This is a genomic window from Jejuia pallidilutea (genome assembly GCF_002973595.1).
In the GTDB taxonomy this organism is placed as follows: Bacteria; Bacteroidota; Bacteroidia; order Flavobacteriales; family Flavobacteriaceae; genus Jejuia; species Jejuia pallidilutea.
Genome location: NZ_PVEO01000001.1, coordinates 506,998 through 527,225 on the forward strand (window position 1 = coordinate 506,998; position 20,228 = coordinate 527,225).

The 20,228-nt window shown below is 35.1% G+C and carries 11 protein-coding genes; all 11 read right to left on the reverse strand.

Annotated features, from left to right (window positions below):
- Positions 1-140: 140 nt before the first annotated feature.
- The 11 genes from CLV33_RS02210 to CLV33_RS17765 all read right to left on the reverse strand — a co-directional run bounded on the left by CLV33_RS02210 (position 141) and on the right by CLV33_RS17765 (position 20,219).
- A complete protein-coding gene (locus CLV33_RS02210) occupies positions 141-3,263 on the reverse strand; it encodes a glycoside hydrolase family 2 protein (protein WP_105472529.1) in 3,123 nt (1,040 codons plus the stop codon).
- A 13-nt stretch (positions 3,264-3,276) separates the two neighbouring features.
- Positions 3,277-4,659 (reverse strand): hypothetical protein, encoded by a 1,383-nt coding sequence (locus CLV33_RS02215; protein ID WP_105472530.1) that lies wholly within the window; start codon positions 4,657-4,659, stop codon positions 3,277-3,279.
- Between the two features lie 6 nt (positions 4,660-4,665).
- Positions 4,666-6,108, reverse strand: a complete 1,443-nt coding sequence (locus CLV33_RS02220) for a sulfatase family protein (RefSeq protein WP_170063959.1) — start codon at positions 6,106-6,108, stop codon at positions 4,666-4,668.
- Between the two features lie 26 nt (positions 6,109-6,134).
- The gene (locus CLV33_RS02225; RefSeq protein WP_105472532.1) at positions 6,135-7,481 is read right to left on the reverse strand and encodes a hypothetical protein; all 1,347 of its coding nucleotides are present in this window, start codon (positions 7,479-7,481) and stop codon (positions 6,135-6,137) included.
- A gap of 274 nt (positions 7,482-7,755) precedes the next feature.
- Complete coding sequence (locus CLV33_RS02230; protein WP_105472533.1) at positions 7,756-9,291, reverse strand: RagB/SusD family nutrient uptake outer membrane protein; 1,536 nt, start codon at positions 9,289-9,291, stop codon at positions 7,756-7,758.
- A 4-nt stretch (positions 9,292-9,295) separates the two neighbouring features.
- Complete coding sequence (locus CLV33_RS02235; protein ID WP_105472534.1) at positions 9,296-12,433, reverse strand: SusC/RagA family TonB-linked outer membrane protein; 3,138 nt, start codon at positions 12,431-12,433, stop codon at positions 9,296-9,298.
- Positions 12,434-12,939: 506 nt separating this feature from the next.
- Positions 12,940-14,571 carry a right-handed parallel beta-helix repeat-containing protein gene (locus tag CLV33_RS02240; RefSeq protein WP_105472535.1) on the reverse strand — a complete coding sequence of 544 codons (1,632 nt, stop codon included), beginning with the start codon at positions 14,569-14,571 and terminating at the stop codon, positions 12,940-12,942.
- A gap of 88 nt (positions 14,572-14,659) precedes the next feature.
- On the reverse strand, positions 14,660-15,886 hold the full coding sequence (locus CLV33_RS02245) for a WD40 repeat domain-containing protein (RefSeq protein ID WP_105472536.1): 1,227 nt from the start codon (positions 15,884-15,886) through the stop codon (positions 14,660-14,662).
- A 767-nt stretch (positions 15,887-16,653) separates the two neighbouring features.
- Positions 16,654-18,498, reverse strand: a complete 1,845-nt coding sequence (locus CLV33_RS02250; protein ID WP_105472537.1) for a right-handed parallel beta-helix repeat-containing protein — start codon at positions 18,496-18,498, stop codon at positions 16,654-16,656.
- Between the two features lie 26 nt (positions 18,499-18,524).
- Positions 18,525-19,958 carry an arylsulfatase gene (locus CLV33_RS02255; protein ID WP_170063961.1) on the reverse strand — a complete coding sequence of 478 codons (1,434 nt, stop codon included), beginning with the start codon at positions 19,956-19,958 and terminating at the stop codon, positions 18,525-18,527.
- A gap of 132 nt (positions 19,959-20,090) precedes the next feature.
- Positions 20,091-20,219 (reverse strand): hypothetical protein, encoded by a 129-nt coding sequence (locus tag CLV33_RS17765; RefSeq protein ID WP_262497060.1) that lies wholly within the window; start codon positions 20,217-20,219, stop codon positions 20,091-20,093.
- Between the last annotated feature and the right edge of the window lie 9 nt (positions 20,220-20,228).

A 20,228-nucleotide genomic window follows, 5' to 3' on the forward strand; every position in this document is an offset into this window, starting at 1 on the left:
AACCTTTTACAAACTCCCAATTTTTATTTAAATCTATTTTTTGCGCATGTAACACGCTAACAGAAATTGTCAATAGAAAAATAAAAAAAATACAGATTTTAGACTGTTTATATAAATCACACATGTTTATTGATTTCATATTAATTTTCAAGATTTGGTATTGGAACTAAAAGCATCTGAGCATCAGGAAAAACCGCTTCTTTTACAAAAGGGTTATACGTCTTTACAGTGATTAAATAATCATTCCATTGCTCTGCTTTGTATTTTTTAAGTTCTGGAAAAGCTGTGACAAGCCCCTTTTTTAAGTCGTTGCTCCATACCCGAAGGCTTTTATCTATGGTTCGCCTGTAATAATTCCCGATTTTATTTGGATCTGAGGTAAAACGCATATCCAAATAATCTATTTTATTTTCATCGAGGTTATTTAAAAACTGAAGATCTTTTGGAGACATGACCATACCTTCCTTCATAATTTTATTCACCAAATATTCCTTCATAGTTTGCACATATTTTGGATGTAAATTTTGATTCTCTAAAAAACGTTCTACACTTCTATAATCATAAAACGATTCCAATAAAAAATTAAAATCATCGGCTATCAACACCCCTTTAAGCCTATAAATGTTTTCTGCATTTAAATCAACAAAAACTTGCATACCCTTACTCTCACTAGTAGCAGGACTTAAATTAGGGTTTCGTTCTAAAATTAGCTTTTTAAGTGACTGTTGGTATGTTTTCTTTTCTAAACCCTTAGGAAACTGAACGTTCTCGCGCACTTTTTCTATTTCTTCCAATCGATCTGACTTTACAAACCAATTGGATTGTTTTTTTATTTTAGAAATATAATTCCCTTCTATTTTATTTTGAATAACTCCAAGAGAACGCTCATTTTCTCTTGCTTGTGTTTCTATACTACACGTGCCACTTTCAAGTCCAGGACTTTCAACTTTTAAAGTTATTTTTCCTGATTTCCCAGAACTTCTCACCATAGCTTTTATAGGTAAAACGGTATAACCTAATCCGTTTTTTGTCTCTATCAAATTAATATCAGAGATGTATGTTTCTGGTGTTACCAAACTTCCTTCTCCACTAATCGACCATTTTAAGTCTGGCGATGCGTGTAATACTTCGTTGCCATGGGCATCGTAGCCTTTTACTTCTACAAGAGTAACTTGCGACAAACTATTATCTACCATCGTTTTTTCGGGTATGAGGCGTAACGATTTTATTTCACTCGTCATTGGTAGTTTGTGCTCGTATTTTTTTCCATTTTTCCAGCCTATTGCTAATAAATCTTCATTTTTCACTTTAACCTTTTCAAATCTATTAACATAAAAGGACGTACTATCAGGATATTTAAAACCGATTTTTTCACGCCCAGAGTACAGTGCTAATGAATCGCAATTACTATTAACTGTAATCGTTTTTGCTTCACCTAAAAATTGACTTCGCCATGTATCAGGTTGAATAAAAATAGTTGGTATGTTGGTATATAGTGCTTGGGTTAAATGATATACATACTTTGGATATCGAAAATAATCTACCCAACCTTTTGGGTTAGTATGTAACAATGGTGCTTGTTTATACTCCCTATCTGCTCCATGGTCATTATATAACCATGTCATACAATTATCGCCCAAAATACCTCTTACACTTCCATCACGAACAATTGCTAAATCGTGTTGCCATTTTTCGGTTCCAGCCCATTGCCCATCCTTTGGATTAGGATTGATGCCTTCTGGCACATCTTTATCGATTTCCCAGCCTCTAACGGTTACTCGTAATAATTGTTCTAAATCTAAATTATCACTATCGTGATCTATAAAATCTCCAGCATTTTCTCCTTTCCTTAGGTGAATGATTCTGGTAGTGTCTTCTGCTACAGCCCATTTTGAATCTGCGGCATTATTAGTTTCGTTCCCCATGCTCCAAAACATGATGCTAGGATGATTTCTATCCCTACGGATCATTTCTATAACGTTTTGCTGCTGAACCTCTTCACTAAAATTTAAGTTTTTGATATTAGGAACTTCTTCAACTGTTATAATCCCTAAACTATCAGACAATTCGTAAACATAAGGATCATTTGGGTAATGCGCATATCGCATAAAATTATGTCCTAGATTCACTTTAATATCCAATATATCTTGCTTTGTCCACTCCTTTGGCATGGCATCGCCTACGTAAGGATATTCCTGATGCCTATTGGTACCCCTTATATTAATTTTTTCACCATTCAAATAGAAATCGTTGGTATCATAATCCCAATGAAAATGGCGTATTCCAAAAGTAGTCACCAAAGAATCCACTTGCTTTCCATTACTCAACACACGACTCACCGCTTTGTACAAATGCGGATAATCGACTGACCAAAGCATGGGGTTTTCAATCTTATCAATAGTTTCTTGGATTCCTATAATGGTATCTTTTGAAATAGTAACATCAGACGTTATTTGCTTTATTTTTTCTCCATTTGGATCAAACACTTCTGTTTGAAGCTCTATGTCTGCCGATGACTCTGTATTATTCTGTACAAATGTTTTTATTGCTACCGTCGCACTATTTTTACTAACTTCTGGAGTGGTAATAAATGTCCCTCCTTCATGTTTATAACTTCCTTGGTATGGAATATTGATAGTGTTTTTAACGCTTAATCGCACATCTCTATAAATACCGCCATATATATTCCAATTTCCAGCCGTCATTGGTGGAATACGATATGGGTCGCTCATTTTATTGCTTACCGCAACGGTTAAAATATTTTCTTTATTGAATTTCACATGTTTTGAAATTGGAACATAAAACGATGTATAGCCTCCTTTATGGTCTCCTATAAAATTTCCATTGAGATAAATTCTGCAATATTTTTGCACACCGTCAAATTCCAATGACAGTTGTTTTTTTTCTAAATCAGCATCAATCTGAAAACTCTTTTTATAATAGCCCCAGCCATTAAACCAATAAGAATCATCACGCTCTGACGCCGAAGCTATAAATGGATGAATTTCTCCAGTAGTTTCATAAGTTGACCAAGTATGAGGCAGCCCTACATTAAGCCACGTACTATCCTTTATTTCATTACTTAACAAGTCTGTATCAATAATTTCAGAAGGATTGTAGGTAAACAGCCAATCTTGATTAAAGTTGACCTGATATCTTGAAGGTTTAGCCTCTATTCTATCTCTATTTGCTAATTGACAACTGTACATGAAGACGCCTACACATACAAAATTTAAGAAATGGTATAACTTTTTAATATTCATTAAAGTTTAGAATTTAAAATTTAGAAAAGAAGTTGGTTAAATCTGCAATAAAAACTTGTCGATTACCATCTGGCGCTCCGTTGAAACAAACTTTATTATAGTCTCCACTCCATACAGGATGTGCATCTAACTTGCTTGCCCCCCAATATCTGCTCATTTTATAAGCTTGACCTAAATCAGTAAAAATGGTACAAACGGTATATTCTTTATCTTGAACAGTGTCGATTAAACGAATAGGTACCTCTCCGTTTTCCAATGCCATTTTTTCAAAAGGATAGGCATCACTTATTAAAAAACGATTGTCATTCCTCATGGTAGGATGACCGCTGCCCTTTATGGAAGGTGCAAGTGTTTTCATTTCAGAGCCATCTGGTTTAAATTTACAAAACCTTAAATCTTTTGGCTTTTCGGGATTTGGCGCTAAATTCATAATGATGTGTTCCCCATCTGGATGCCAACTGGGATGATGGCCATTTCCCCAAACGTCTTTTGAAACAGCTTCTTTTACATTATTACCATCTGCATCACATGTAACCAAAGACGCATTTCGCTTTTCTTTACCAAGATTGATACGTGACTCTTCTGGAAATGTACAGCGAAGTACTGACATGATTTTTGTACAATCGGCATTATATCTGGATGAAAAGAAATAAAAATAACCTCCTTTAAAATAGTCACGGTCGCTGAGAACGGCTGATGCTTTTGAAGTGCTTAAAACGATTTCTTTAGTTCCATTCATTGAACTTTTCCAAATACCGTCTGTGTTTGAAACTTGCTGTGGTGGCCAAAGAATATTTTCTTTTTTACCATCTTTGGCTGGCGTACCGTAAGAGTATTGGGTAATATTCATATACTCCAAATAAGGGCCTATGACCGTTTCTTTGGAAGCATTGATATCATACATAGGCCCATCAAAACCAATGGTTTTTCCTGTTTCAAGATCTATTTGAATCCCTACGGCATGTTCCTCATTTAAAACATCATTGGTATAAAGGTATTTATCGGTTTCTCCCCAAGTGACATAAGCCCCCATTTGGTAACCCCAAACTTTTGTTTTATACACAGTTTTTATGGTTTGTTTTTTTAAATCAATAATACAAACCTCAGCTACATCTCCTAACACCGTTACTTTATCTTGGTAAGGAAATTTTGTAAGCGCCAAGTAACGACCCGATGGGCTCCATGGATTTACTGTGTAATACGTATTGCTATAAAAGCCATCATCAGGGGTCACTTTATAAACGTTTCCTAATGTTTTTCCTGGTCTGTAAATTTTAAATTCATAAGGATTACTTTCTTCAGAAAAATGAATATTTGAAAAAGACCAACAGCCTTGCATAGCTACTACGCCTAATATTCCCGCACTTGTTCTGCCAATAAAATCCCTTCTGTTCATTTCAGTCTAATTAAGTCCCAGGTTGTTGTATTTTATTTCAGGATCATATTGAAAGAATGTTTTTCTCTTAATGCTATCCTGTTCAATTTCTTGTTTTAAAAGCGCGTTTAAATAATCACTTTTATCTTTTTCAGTTGAAATTAAATTTTTTGTTTCGTAAGGATCCTGTTTTAAATTATAAAGCTCTTGTTTATCACCTAATTGAATAAGTTTATAATCCCCATGCCGAAGGGCATATTTATTGGGATATTTCCAATATAAAGTACGTTCGCTTTCTGCTTTATTCTTCTCTCCAAATAGTTCAGGAAGTATATTTTTACCATCCCACCCCATATCTTTACCAGGCACATATCCTGAAATATGAGCTAAAGTGGGTACCCAATCTACGGCGTGATAAATACCCTTAGCTACACCTTTCTTTATCTTTCCATTCCATATTACAAACGCTGGAGTAAGCATCCCACCTTCATAAACCTCTTTTTTATAACCTTTATAAGGTAAATTGCTTCCTAATACAGGAGAGTCGGGAACATCGCCCGCAAAATATTTTGTCCCCCTCCAACTTAAATTGCTCCAAGATTCATAACTACCATTATCTGATACAAATACAATAATTGTATTATCCAATTGCCCTATTTCTTTTACTTTATCCACAAGTTTACCAATACTATGGTCCAAGTGACTTGTAAATGCTGCATAGCGTTGGTAGCTTTCATTTTTTACTGGGTCTTCATAAAAAATACTATCGAGATAGGTCGCCATCCATTCCTCTTTCACCTGAATTGGAGTATGCACGGCAGTATAAGGCACGTAATAAAACCAAGGTTTCTTTGCAGCATCCATCCACTTTAAAACTTCATTGGTAATTAAATCGGTAGAATGGCCTTCTTCATCTACAAAGGCATCTTGTCTGTACCATGTTTTTGTATTTGGCAGTTTGTACTCATGTTCAAACTGTGTACAAGCACCATTTAGAAGTCCATAGGCTTTATCAAATCCGTGTTTTAATGGCCCCCACTTAAACTCAGACCCTAAATGCCACTTCCCTGAAATACCTGTTTCGTAGCCTTGTTGTTTTAAAATGTCGGCAAGTGTTGTAGTGCCTTCTGGAAATACTTTTCCATTATATGCCTTAGTTGCATGGTCTCCTAAACGACTTGGGTAATACCCCGTCATGAATGCAACTCTGGTTGGGGTACATTGTGGTGTTACGTAATGTTGATCTAGTTTTAATCCAGAACTTGCCAATGAATCAATTACCGGAGTTCTTATGTGGCTACCATGATAACCAACATCTCCCCAACCCATATCGTCAGCAACAATAAATAATACATTGGGCTTCTGATTAGAAACACCTTGTTCTTCAACATCACTTTTATTTTTTTTTTCTACTGATTCTTTGCAAGAAAAGCACAAAATAAGAATTAAAAAAACAACATATTTATTCATATAGTTATTCATTATTAAAATATTAATTAAATTTCAGATATAATAGATTCTATATCAATTTCGTAAATCTGCCTTTTGTTTCCGTTGTGTGTTGAATCAAAGTACACTTTGGTGCCTTGCTGATTGCAACGTGGGTGCAAATCGCACCTAAACTCTCCTTTAAATGCTTCAGGTTCATAAAAACTTCCTAGTGTTACTTTTTTACCTGTTGGCACATGGAATAAATATAATTCCTGTTTCCGTTCTTTACTTTGATAAGGATATGTATCATTGAGAATCCATTCATAATTCGTGTTTGGCACATAGGTATTATGGCCATTTTGTGTCATGGTATGCTCTCCTACAATTTTATAGTTTTTTGATTTGTCATTGAAAAGACAAAAGAACATATCCTCTCTATCCTCTGGTTGCGCCCATGCACAAATTTTATCATCGCCATTCCAAATAAAATGGGAGAATTTGCCCGAATCGTTAAGGGCATATAAATCTGAACCATCTAAATTTACAGTCATGGCACGGGTTACGTATTTACTGTCCCCTATTAACTTTCCTTTATTGGCTTTTTGATATTCTTCTATGGTATAATAGGGCCTAGAACGGTTTAAAAAAATAAGCCTAGTTCCTGAAGGACTTATTAACAAATGATTGATCCAATGAAAATTATCAGCAACAGACCCTGATGGTCTGTCAAATTTTGCGACCTCTGCATAAGAAAGAATCAATTCGGACTCACCCGTTTCTAAATCTATTTTATAGATGCCACTATCTTTGGGCGCTTTGGTTTTGAATTCCTTTTTTCCATCGGTAGCATATCCGTAACCTGGCCGATAATATTGTAACCGTTCAAAATCAATTCCTAGGCCAAACTTGCCTTTTTGGCCTAAGGTATATATAGGCTTTGGCAGTATCTTTTTTTCTTCGGTTTCAATATCGTATAAAATGCTTACCAATTCGCCGTTTTCCCTTGTGTTCCAAACAACCTTGTTTTTGGTTCCTGGCACCCATTGCAGCATGCAAGCTTGTTGCCATCCCCATGCGTTAGAAGTTCCTATGGTTTTCCATTTGTTATTATTTTCCAAATCTATAAGCCCCAAGGATAATGAATCTTCCAAAGTAGGCGAACGAAACATATTGGGCTGTACTTCATTTGCTAAAGCATACTTTCCTGTAGCATCTATTTGAAATTTATCATAGTAGCCAAACCAATGCTGATTCGGTCCATCTGTCAGCTGTTTAACTTTTATATTTTCGGGAAAACAAGCAACTAAACTTGGCATCAACAACACCCCTAATCCCGCTGTTCCTGCTAATTTTAAAACGTCTCTTCTTGATATATTTTTCTTGTCCATTTGTGAATCTGATATAATTGCCATTAATTAACTGTTAAAAAATAAATTTGTTGAACCATTACCTTTAGTTTGAAATTAATTGGCAGGACTGATTTCAAATGTAATGCAAAATCATCATCAAGACTTCTTCTTATTATTCAAAAAACGGCACTTTTTTGAGGTAATGATTTACATTGTGCCAAACTTTGAAACAGGCAGTAGTTATAGGTTCTAATAAATATCCCATTTTTAAACAAAAAAACTGGTAATAAAATTGATTTTATTACCAGTTTTTTATTTTAATGATGTAGTACTATAATTACTCCCATCCAGTATTTTGAGTTAGGTTGTTGTTTGCGTCAATCTCATTTTGTGGGATTGGAAAAGTTTCTGACTTCACGCCCCTATATGATGGGTTGTAGCCAGGTACATTATCGGCAATTAATCTCTGATACGCTTGTTCTACTTCTCCCCAACGTTTTAAGTCAAAAAAGCGTAAGCCTTCCATAGCCAATTCCACCCTTCTCTCATGCCTTACAATATCCCTTAACTCATCTTGTGACAAACCTGTTCCTTCCACACTTTCAACAGTAGGCATGTTCACTCTTGCCCTAACTTGATTAACAAGGGCAGACACCTCACTTAACTGGTTAAGCTCTACAAGTGCTTCGGCCCGCATCAATAATACTTCAGCATATCTCATCACTATAAAATCCTGACCACCAGGCCGTGATGCCCTAGTGCCATTTGGATAATTTGCATTTCTTATATATTTCTTTCTGGCATACGTAGTTGCAGTATTCCCTCTAAAAGGCCTATTAATATCTACTAAAAAAATATCACCTTTAAAATAAACGCTGGCATTTAAACGGGGATCTCTATTTTCCTGCTCTTTGGCAGGATTGAACAGGGGAGATACTGAAATTGGAAGCCCATCAATATTATAATAATCATCTACTAAATTTGGCATGGGTTGGTCGTCAACTTTTGGAATACCCGAAAAAGTTGCAGAAAAATTCTCTGTATTATCAGAAACACCTTCAACAAAACGCACAGAAAATATGATTTCATTTGAAAATTCACCTTGTTCTGTGAACAACTGCGCATAACTTGGGTTTAATGAATAGCCCAATCCCAAGATCTCAGTAGTAGCATCCAATGCTTTTTGATATTCTTTATTATACATATAAAATCTGGCCAATAGACCCAATGCCGCCCCCTTTGTGGCATAACCATACTGGTTCTCGGGGTATCTAACCGGCAACGCACTTGCAGCTTTTATTAAATCTGCTATGATTTGATCTTTGATTTCTTCATAGGAGTTTTTTGGCACGTAGGCCTCATCTAAAGTCTGCACATTTAAAACCAAAGGTGCATTCTGAAAATATATAGCTATTTTTGTGTAAAACAAGGATCTTAAAAACAGAGCCTGCGCTAGATATTCATCTTTTTTATCTTGAGAAATCACTGATTCTGGCATGGCTTCAATATTCTCTAGAGCTACATTGGCCCTTCCAATCCCCCTATAGCAAGCCGTCCAATAAAAATTGAAATAAAAATGATTGGGATCTATATTACCTTCCATGTAAAAACCTGGTCCATTTCCTTTGTAGAAATTATAGGAATTATCACTAAAGACATCAAAAACAGCGGTTCCATGAAGCCCATTCAAACTGCCACCATACATAATGGGATCTTGTAATACATCGTAAATCCCATTCAGACCCAATTGGGCATCTTTCTCTGTTTTCCAAAAATTTGATTCAGAGATGGCAGTCAAAGAGTCTCGGTCTAAAAAATCATCTGAGCAGCCTGTAAAAGCTATCGCAATAAGTAAAAATATTATCTTTTTCATAGTATTATAATTTAATGTTAAACCCTAAACTGTAAACTTTATAAAGCGGTGTGTTTTGATCTGAATCTGTTGAAGTACGTCTTTCTGGATCAAAATTTTCCATCTTAGTAAATGTTAATAGATTTTGACCTGAGAAAAACACCCTAAGTTTATCAATACCAAATTTTTGGGTTACTAGTGTTGGGACTGTGTAACCAATCTCTAAATTCCTCAATCTCAAATAAGAAGCATCCTGAACGTAAAAACTGGATACAATCTCATTATTTTGACCCCCTACACGTGGTAAGGTTGTGGAAGGGTTTTCTGGTGTCCATCTATCAATCCAATAAGATAGTGAGTTGTTTCTATCAAATGCAAAAGGTATCTGCCCATTGCCATTTAATATCCTATCCAGACCGCTAACACCTTCAAATACCACATTGATATCGATCCCTTTGTAACTGGCATTGGCCACCATATTATAAATAAGCTCAGGATAAGGGTTCCCTATTACAGTCCTATCAAAGGCATCAACCACACCATCAGGCGTTCCGTCAGGCCCAGACAAATCGGCATAACGCAAATCACCAGGAGCTGTCCTATTGTTTCCAAATTGCCTTGGTGCTTCGGCCACTTCCTCTGGAGTTTGAAATACACCTAATGCCTGATAACCAAAATAGGCTCTAAAAGGCTCGCCAACCCTTATGATGGATTGTCCATCTATGGTTTCCAACCCCCTATTACCTAAACTGGTAACCTCATTATCATCAAATTTGGTAAAACTACCGCCAATGTCATATTTAAAATCATTGATGGCCCCTCTATAGTTCAATGAAAACTCCAAACCGCTATTGGTCATACTAGCCGCATTTTGTGCTGCCAAATTGGTTACACCAATTGTATTTGGTATGGGATATCTGGTATAGAGAATATCCTTACTGTCCCTTTTAAAATAATGTGAGGTAATATTAAGTCTATTTTTAAATAGTCCAATATCTACACCAAGATCAAGTTGCTCTATACTTTCCCATTGAATTGTAGGATTAGCCAAACCAGTAAGTGCAACACCCCCAACAATTATATCGTTACCAAGCAAGTAATCAATGTTGGAGTTATAATTTTGCTGAAAGATATAATTACCGATATCATCATTTCCAGTGACACCATAACTCGCCTTGAATTTCAATTCAGAGAGCCAGTTGACATTTTGGAGAAAATTTTCCTCACTAATACGCCAAGCCACCGCACCTGAAGGAAAATCAGCATATCTATTGTTTGGACCAAACCTTGATGAACCATCTTTTCTTACACTAAAATCAAAGATGTATTTATCTTTATATGTATAATTCACACTTGTAAAGAAAGATTGCAATGAAAAGTCAGACGCCCCACCTGTGACTTCAGGATTTACAACCCCGCCACCATCAAACTCCTCAACACCGTTTGATGGAAAACCTTCAAGACGTCCGGTAAAACCATCGTTTTTGTTATAAATTACTGAATGACCCAATAAAACCGAAATACTGTGGTTACCATTAAATGTTTTGGCATAGCGCAAAATATTCTCATTTATCAATCTATAATTGAATGACGAGGTATTGGTCAAGGAATTGTTAGGAAAATCATTGACCAACTCACCCACATAATCAAAAACGCTATAAGAAGGCGAAAAGTTAGAAATATTGTTGAAATTCAAATTGACACTGCCACTGGTCTCAAAAGACAAGTCTTTGGTAATATCAAATTTTAGTCCAAGACGTTCTGCAATATTAATCTCATCATCTTCATAGTTCCCTCTAACTCCTCTAAATAGCGCATTTTCAATAGGATAACTAAAGTTCACATTTTCATAAGAACCATCTACGATACCAAACTCGCCATTTGAATAATAAGCTGGTATGGTTGGTGCAGATCTTTGAAACTGGGTTATAATGCCGTTGTTCCCGTTAATTGCATTTGCGCCTCCAGCTGGCCCCCTAAATTGCCTCCAATATGCATTGGTAACACTAGATAGCGTTAACCAATCTTTAATTTTAGAGTTCAAGTTCAAACTGAAATTATATCGTTTGGATTCAAATTTGCCTTTTACAACAGCTTCTTGATCCAAATAGCCAATAGACGCCCTGAACGTAGTTTTATCTGTGCCGCCAGAAAATGACAAATAATGGTTATGGATGGGAGCAGATCTTAAAATCTCATCAGACCACTTGGTGTTGGCATATCTATCTGGTTGCGAACCATCTAAAATAGCCTGAATATTTGCCTCGCTATATCGCAATGGGGCATTAAGACCGTTTGTATTAATATCTGCCTCGTTTTTTAAACGTGCATAATTTGCAGCATCTAAATACTCTGGTGTTACCGTTACGCTTTGAAAACCGGTAAAGCCGCTATAATCAATCTGCAATGAACCACTTTTTCCTTTTTTTGTGGTTACGATGATAACACCATTGGCAGCTCTAGCACCGTAAATAGCACTAGCAGAAGCATCTTTTAAAACCGAAACACTTTCAATATCAGAAGGCGCCAAATTATTGAATGCTGCTAAACCATCATACTGGATATTGTCAATTACAATTAATGGTGTAGCTCCGCCAAATGAACCAACGCCACGAATGGTAACTGAAGAGGCATCTGCCCCTGGCAATCCTGATGCTTGCGTGATTTGAACACCAGAAAACTTACCATACATTAATTGGCCACTATTGGTAACAGGTTGGTTTACAACATCTGAAAACCTTACTGTTTCCACAGCACCTGTTTGGGTAATTTTCTTCTTTTCACCATAACCAACTACCACAACCTCATTAAGTGTAGCAATATCTTCACTCATGCTTACATTAATGGTTGACTTATTGTTGATAAGAATTTCTTGTGTAACATAACCCACATAGGAATAGCGTAAAGCCTTAGAGCCACTACCTAGCTTAATTTGATAAGTGCCGTCAAAATCAGTAACCGCACCTACAGTAGGATTATTAACATCAACAACTGAAACCCCAGGTAAAGGAAGCCCATCTACAGCAGAAATAACTTCTCCACTTATGACAATTTCACCCTGCTGAGCGTGTGATGTAAAATGAGTTGTTAAAAGCAAAAATGCAGACAAGAAAAACAAGGGGTACTTATTAATCTTAAATTTTAAGAGTCGAATAAAATACATAATTTTAATTTTAAAAAATTGGTTAATAATAGTTTTAGTGGTTTTTTTTTAATTGATTCCATAAACGCAAAGAGTGCTTTTTGTTTTAAAAATGCAATTGCATAGTGTTTTCAAACATTTATAATCCATAATCAGTCTGTTTCTTTAACTACAAATTTTACATAAAGAAACATCTTATTAAGTCTATTTTCATTGGTTATTGGCTAATTTTACACTTTCTACGGTTATTACACATCTATTTATCTGATGCACAACCGCTTTAAAAAAGAAATTAAAGCAGTAGCGGAATCAAATCTACAATTAATAACACTTTAACAATTATCATATTCTGTCAATAAATAGCATTATCTTGATTATTCAAGTATACTTTCTTGAAAATAGTGATAATTATGACAACACCTCAGTGAATAAGCTTAAATTGGATTGGAAATCAAGAAGCATCTTAATTTGCTGAGATAGAATAAAAAAGAGAATTCTTGTATAATATTTATCCTTATCATCATAATCTATGGTTTAATAGCTCCTATAAACTTTAAATTTTTGATTTCCTGATCCAGAATGTCATAAAACATGGTATGATTATTTTTTGCACCTATGCTGTTGCTGTCGTTCTGCATTTTCTGTATGAATATACCCTTAGAAACCAGCTCTATGTTATTTGGAATATAACTTTCCAAACTTAACCCATTAGGGTTTAAAAACTTCGGATCGCCGTAAATGGGGTTGGTGTCGCTGGGATAGATATCCTCTGGCCAGCTGTCATGGGAAATGAAAATATTATTACTAAAAAAAACATTCTTTACAATCTGATCTTTTACTTTTTCTGAACCATATTGGTCTTCCTCAACAAGTTTGGTTTTGCCATTGACCGCAAAAATGTTATTGGCAATTAAAATGCCATTGCTAGTTTTTTCAATTGCAATTTTTGGTGTATAGCTGCCATCTGTATAAATGGTATTGTTATAAAAATAAGTATTTACCGGCCCCTTTTCTACACGGTGGTTTCCTTGGTAACCACTTAACCAGAAAATTTTACCTTCCTGAAAAGCACCGTTTTCATCCTTTACCCTCCAGCCATCATTTACGCTTACATTAAACCTATAGATACAGTTATAATTGTTGCCCAGTATTTCACAAAACCCTCCGGCATTATAAGCACTTAAATTGTATTGAATGACAATGTTTTCGCAGTTATAATCAATATGGGCTCCTGTGGAATCCCCAGGGCCATTGGCAAAAAGAAATTTGTTCCGTTCGATAAGTACGTTTGAGGAGCCCCAAGTCCATAAACCGCTTCCACGACCCCATTTTCTCGAGTCGTCGTTACTTCCGGAATGTTTGACCACATTGCCTTCTACGTGCACGTCTTTCACTGAGGACATTTGAATACCAGGCCCTCCGGTAAATAGCACGTGGTTATTCAAAATCTCCACATCGTGAATGTTCCCGTTCTTTCCGGTAAGTTTAACCCCTGTATGACCTACATTTTGAACTTTTGTGTTTTCAATTTTTATTTTTGCAACGAAACCCTTTTCACAAAGGCTTTTTACCCGTATGCCCCAGCCATAGGCTTGGGTGCCGTTTGCGGTTCTAACCTCTTCAGCTCCTCTGACAAAGCCTTGGTTTTTATTGAAAATGTCATATATAAATAAGTCTTTAACCGCTATATGGTTCATTTCTCCAGTCTTTGAGGATGTGATCAAAATTCCGCAGGACATGGCATTGCTATTCAATTCCTGACCATGTCCGTTCCCTGTAATAGCCAAATTCTCAATGCTTACATTACTTGAGTTTTCAATAAGTATTCCGGTGTCCATCCCTTTAAAATCTATGATAGCTTTTTCCGTCTTCATAGCTTGACCTAACCATGAATGAGATAGGATTTTAATAGGTTTTTCTTTTGTTCCATCAGTATCAACAATTTTAATAGAACCAAAATGAACAACTTCTGAAGCAAGCAAAATCCTGTCACCAGCTTTCAACTTGATGTTTTGAAGGGCGTCTAAGGTTTTGAATGCATCTACTTCAGTTAAACCAGTATTGGAATTTGACCCCGTTTTGGGATGGAAGTAATAATCTGTGGCATGGATATTTATATTGCCAAGTATCAAAAAAATTAAAAAGGAAAAGTGTCTCATGATTATTTGATTTTTATTTAACCCATCTTGACTTTTTCTAATCAAAAATCATTAGCAAGGTTATGACTTGTTTAGAAGATTGCTTTTCTTAATCATCTGGAATCAAAACCATAAAGGTTTTAACTACACCAGAACCTACACATTTATTAAAATACAATCTTTTTCCATCTCTGGAAAATGATGGATTGGTATGAAAAGCTAAATTCCATGTAGTGTATTTATCATTTGAAACCACATGTTGCCAAAAGGCTGTTGTATCCCCATGACGATAAAGCTTAAGTATCACGGGGTCATTACCGTACCAAGATTCTGATGCGAAATATTCTCTATCATTTGAAGCACCAAGATGATTGCCAGAACCTCCTAAAGTTTCCAAATAATTGGTTCGCAAATCCCATCTTCGCAACGTATTGTCGTTTGTTTTTCCATCCGCTATTTGATTGTCATGCCCCATAATACTCTTATTATCATACCAAGAAAAATGCATAGGCTTCGGGCCAAAGAAGGTGGTTTTTCTAGTTTTTAAATCAAATATTACCAAGTGTTTATAAGTTTCTGTTTTCGGTCCCACATTGAGGCGAAAAGCTATCTTCTGTCCATTGGGGGCATATTGCAAGTGTGAAATACTCCATTTTTTTAAGGATTTAAAGTTGCTTGAATCGAAATAATCAACCAAACCTTTAAAGTCTTCAACATCTGCGATTTCTTTTTCATTGCCCACTTTATCTTTTTGATAAATTGTACTAAGTCCCGTTTGTTTTGAATTTGTTGAAAATAGTATGTTTTTATTGTAAGCATGGTGGCCTAAATGGCCTTTAAAAGCAGGAATTAAATGTTTTCCATTTAAATTTACCATTCTGATGCTATCATCCTGATAAGCTATGGTTTCATTGTCAACCCACTGAAATTTAGAACCATTATGCACTTCTACGTTACTTATATTTGTTATTTTTTTGTGGCTAGAAAGATTTGTATTGCATATCCACAACCCTCCATTAACTTTTTCGTTTCTATCGTTTTTAGGAATAGAATTAAATGTAACATAAGCTATTTTGCTGCCTTCAGGGTTTTCAGGAGTTGTATTATAATAACTGAAAGAAGAACTGCATCCCTTTGGCCCAACTCTTATAGGTTCACCACTTTTAATCTCACTAAAATTGATAGTATTGTTTTTTGTTTCAGAAGATTTATCGGTGTTCGAACTTTTACCACAGCTAGCTAATGCTAGAGTTAAAATAAACAATAAAAAGGAAATAAGAACAACCGAATAGTTGTAGAAATTTATACAATCAAAACTAAAAAAAAAATTTTTCATAATTTAATTTAACATTTTACAAGCCCGTGTATGATTCAAAAGATTAAAGTTTTTGAGATTGGATTATGAATATTTTCTATAGTTTTAATACACACAATTCCATATCTATATTTGCTGTCAGCCCTGCTTTTTTTTAATCCATGGTATTCAAATCTACCAAAGTATTAACTGAATAATCGACTAATTTTTTTAGCTAGAAGCTATTCACTAAGTTGGTCTTTAAATTTCATGTATTTTCAGAATAAAAAGATTATCTGCGAATATTTACTGGAATACTGCTGATTAAAAACACATTTGACTCTGCATTATGAAAATATAGTTTTCAAGATAGATACAAAAATACTGGCGTCATGATAATTAAGCTACTGCTTTTGCATCAAAAAATAACACTTCTTTGATGGAAACTAAAAGAGAAAAGTAATTTTAGCACATATAATCTCTTACAAAACAAAAAGAACAAGGAAATCAAATAGGTATCCCTGCTCTTTTCAAACTAAACTAAACTAAACATTTTTAATCCTTTTCAAGAATACAATATTCTTATACTTTACAACTAAATCCATTCAATGGATGAACACAAATGTACCAACTAAAGCTGCTAAAGACTACTGTTAATTATTCAAAAACCAAGACTTTTTTGATTTAAAAAAAATGTTTGGACGCTATTTTCCTTTAAGAACAAAAAAAACAAGGTTGTTATCACAACCCTGCTCTTTTTTAAAACTAAGCATATATCTATTTAAGATTTTGCAGTTAGATAGCAACTATCAACGTATCTCCAAACCTTGGTTAATAGGAATTGACAAAGTATTATCCTTTTTCCTGAATATGCCTTTCGGCCCTGGAACCTGATTTAATTGATAGATGTTTTTCTCAAATTTCCGGTTTGGGAATGTTATTTCAATTCGTTTGGGATTCTGAGTGTTCTGATGCGGTACTATTTTTAAATCCATCTCTACAATTTGGATGTGTTTATTCCAATTTGGGTTGATTTCGTCTGGATGCTCAAACATCGCATTATGTTTTTTTGACACATAATTATAATCAATGATATTGTCCGTATCTTTCATACTGAAAATAGTATCCGACGCGATGATAATATTGCTAGCAATCACGTTATTTTTCATTTGCGCCAATTTGCCAAACATTCTTCTTTCTGGATGATAACTCATCCGTATGCCACTTTTTCGGGCATTAACCACCAGATTATTTACAACAAGCAAACTATCACAATCGTGTTGATAAATACCACTACTAGTACTTTCAACAACAAAATTATTATCTACCAAGTTTCGTTTTACAGAGCCTTCCATAAAAATAGCACCGAACATGGAATTGGTATTTTGAATGAAATTATTGGTACAGCGTGAGTTTACATTCCCGTAATCCATCCAAATACCCGAACCAAATTTGGTATCAATTATCTTATTGTTTCTAATGATGGTATTTATGTTGTGATGTGTTTTAATGGCTGCATTTTCAAAATATTTTTCAACGGGATAAAATGCATTCCTTTCTAAATAATTGTTTTCTATTATGGTATAATAAATGGCATTACCCGCCAAACCACAAATTCCATTGTCCAAAAAGGTATTGTTTCTAACTATATGGTACCCTGAAATCTCTGGCTTTGCCTTTGTCCAATGTCCTATACCTATATCTACCCCAATGCCATTGGCCCACTGTACCGTATTGTTTTCAATAATCCAATGATGGCCTGCATTGGTGGACAGCAATCCTTTTTGGTCAATAGGAAATGGATTTCCTCCTTTTTCAAAGGTGAAACCTTTTATTTTTATGAATCCAGTACCGACTTCTTCTGGAGCAAAACACTGTTCTCTAGTTGTTATTTCTATATCCAAAGCATTTGGATTGATGCCTTCTGCTGTTTTTAAATGTATGGTCAAGCCATCATCTTCTACCCAAAACACGGTGTCTTCTTCAGATTCTGCCAAATCTTTGTAATTGGGCACTTGTGTTATTCTGTTACCTTCAATAAACATCAAGCCTCTTTTTAAAGCGAAATATTGCCCCATCCCATCCAGGTTAAAAGCATTTCGCTGGGATTTTGCTAAATGAGAAAACATCCAAGAAGTTAGATTGATTCTTGCAAATGGATTCCCTTTTTCAAAATAGGAAAACGGTATTTTTGCAGACCACACACGTTTTTTAAGCGTTTCACTTTTTATTAAACTCTTTTTAAACAAATCAATGTCTGGCTGGCTCCAATTTGTAATTAATTTTTCTGCACCTGTAATAATTACTTTTTCGTTTGGCGCAGCTTCATAACTAATCATGGCTTCATCACTTTCTCCCCCAAAACGTGGTGTTACTTTCTCTCTATAAATACCTTCTTTAACTATTACTTTTTGCTTTGGTTTTACAACTTCCGCTGCTTTGCCAATGGTTTTAAATGGTAATTCAAAAGTTCCTGGACTATCATCTGAAGCTTTGGGGTTATTGGTATCTACATAATATATTTTTTCATATTTGGTGTTATCTTTCCATGTTTCCAAAGCAGTACCATCTGGAAGGGTATTATCATTTTTTATTTGGGAAAACCCCATAAAACCCTGAAATACCAAACAAATTATCAATACAAGTTTTTTCATTTTTATTTACACTTTTAGTTTCTATTTTAATTTAAAGGAAATTCTTTTGAAGGCGTTCGTCCATTTATCATGATGTTTTTTAGGTCTTCAAAAACTTTTGGATGTTCTTTTATTACATTGGTTTGTTCCTCTATTTCGTTGTTTAAGTCATACAATTCGTAAGTATCGGCTTTATGAAGATATACCAATTTCCAATTTCCTTTTCTAACAGCTTGTTTGTTTCCTTGTGCTGGAAACTCCCAATATAAAAAATCATGGTTTTTCTGTTTTTCTGTTTGTGATAAAAGGGTTGGCAAATAGGAAATACCATTGGTAGGACAATCCAATTTTATACCTGCAATATCTGCACACGTTGGCATAAAATCCCAAAAGGCTGAGACATGTTTTGAAGTAGTACTTGGTTTAATGGTCTTTGGCCACCAAGCAATAAAAGGCACGCGTACACCGCCTTCATAAAGATCTCGTTTTAAACCCTTGAAAGGTTTATTGCTGTCAAAAAATTCTGGATCAACTTCGCCTTCGGCATGCGGCCCGTTATCACTGGCAAAAATGACTAAGGTGTTTTCTTCAATACCTTTAGATTTTATCATTTTTAAAACTTCGCCCACATAATTGTCCAATCTAGTAATTGCAGATGCTTTAGCTTTTTCAACTTCGGGCCAGTTTTCGTTTTTGTATTTCTCGACATCTGGTACTTCCATGCCGTGTTTGTTTTCTTCTAACAACCAAAACTCGTTGTTAGCATGCGGAATGGTATAAGCCAAGTATAAAAAAAATGGTTTATCGCTGTTTGCATTCGTTTCAATAAAACCTAGGGCTTCCTCTGTAAATAAATCATTGGAATACAATGCTTTGTTTGTAGAAACTGACCCCAAACCTTTGGCATACCCTTTTTCTGCCATGATTATTTCATTTGGCAACATAACTTTTTCATTATTTCTCCATAGATAATCCGGATAAGAATTATGAGCCCTTATATGGTTTAAGTACCCATAGAAATAATCAAAACCTTGTTTGTTGGGTGTTCCTGTGGTTTCTGGATCTCCTAATCCCCATTTGCCAATAATTCCCGTATAGTATCCTGATTTTTTCAACATTTCGGCAACGGTTACATCTTCGGGACGCAAAGGAAACGTTTCTGGTATGGGATCATTCCCTCTAATATAAGAATGCCCAGTATCCATCCCTGTTAACAAAGAGGCACGTGAAGGACCACAAACTGCAGATCCCGCATAATGGTCTGTAAACTTCATACCTTCTTTTGCCATACTATCAATATGCGGTGTTTTTATATCTTTTTGCCCATAACAACCAATGTCTGCATACCCCAAATCATCAGCAAGAATATAAATGATATTGGTTTTATTTTCATATTGTGTTACTGTTTCGAAAAACTTTGTTTTTTCTTTACAATTGGCAAATGAAAATACTATAATGAGGAGTGCTAGAGTTTTATTCATTGTACTAAATTTAAACTTCAAAAGTATTATTAAAAATTGTTTTTGTAAAAACAGCATGTTGCTGTAGAGCTGATTATTATAAAAAAGCTCCAAGAATTCATAGCGTTTTTTACAAACTCAATTTATCGCTATTTAATCATTAATGTTTGTGTTTCGTTCAATTTCCTGCTGTGGTGATTTCCAAACAATGGACATATCGTTATAAGGAATATCTCCCCTATCTCTATCTACCGCTGGAATATTTCTTTTATGTGCAATCAAGAACATCAA

Coding starts and splice junctions, on each gene's coding strand:
- CLV33_RS02210 (WP_105472529.1), bottom strand. CDS start 3,263: ATGAATATTAAAAAGTTATACCATTTCTTAAATTTTGTATGTGTAGGC.
- CLV33_RS02215 (WP_105472530.1), bottom strand. CDS start 4,659: ATGAACAGAAGGGATTTTATTGGCAGAACAAGTGCGGGAATATTAGGC.
- CLV33_RS02220 (WP_170063959.1), bottom strand. CDS start 6,108: ATGAATAAATATGTTGTTTTTTTAATTCTTATTTTGTGCTTTTCTTGC.
- CLV33_RS02225 (WP_105472532.1), bottom strand. CDS start 7,481: ATGGCAATTATATCAGATTCACAAATGGACAAGAAAAATATATCAAGA.
- CLV33_RS02230 (WP_105472533.1), bottom strand. CDS start 9,291: ATGAAAAAGATAATATTTTTACTTATTGCGATAGCTTTTACAGGCTGC.
- CLV33_RS02235 (WP_105472534.1), bottom strand. CDS start 12,433: ATGTATTTTATTCGACTCTTAAAATTTAAGATTAATAAGTACCCCTTG.
- CLV33_RS02240 (WP_105472535.1), bottom strand. CDS start 14,571: ATGAGACACTTTTCCTTTTTAATTTTTTTGATACTTGGCAATATAAAT.
- CLV33_RS02245 (WP_105472536.1), bottom strand. CDS start 15,886: ATGAAAAATTTTTTTTTTAGTTTTGATTGTATAAATTTCTACAACTAT.
- CLV33_RS02250 (WP_105472537.1), bottom strand. CDS start 18,498: ATGAAAAAACTTGTATTGATAATTTGTTTGGTATTTCAGGGTTTTATG.
- CLV33_RS02255 (WP_170063961.1), bottom strand. CDS start 19,958: ATGAATAAAACTCTAGCACTCCTCATTATAGTATTTTCATTTGCCAAT.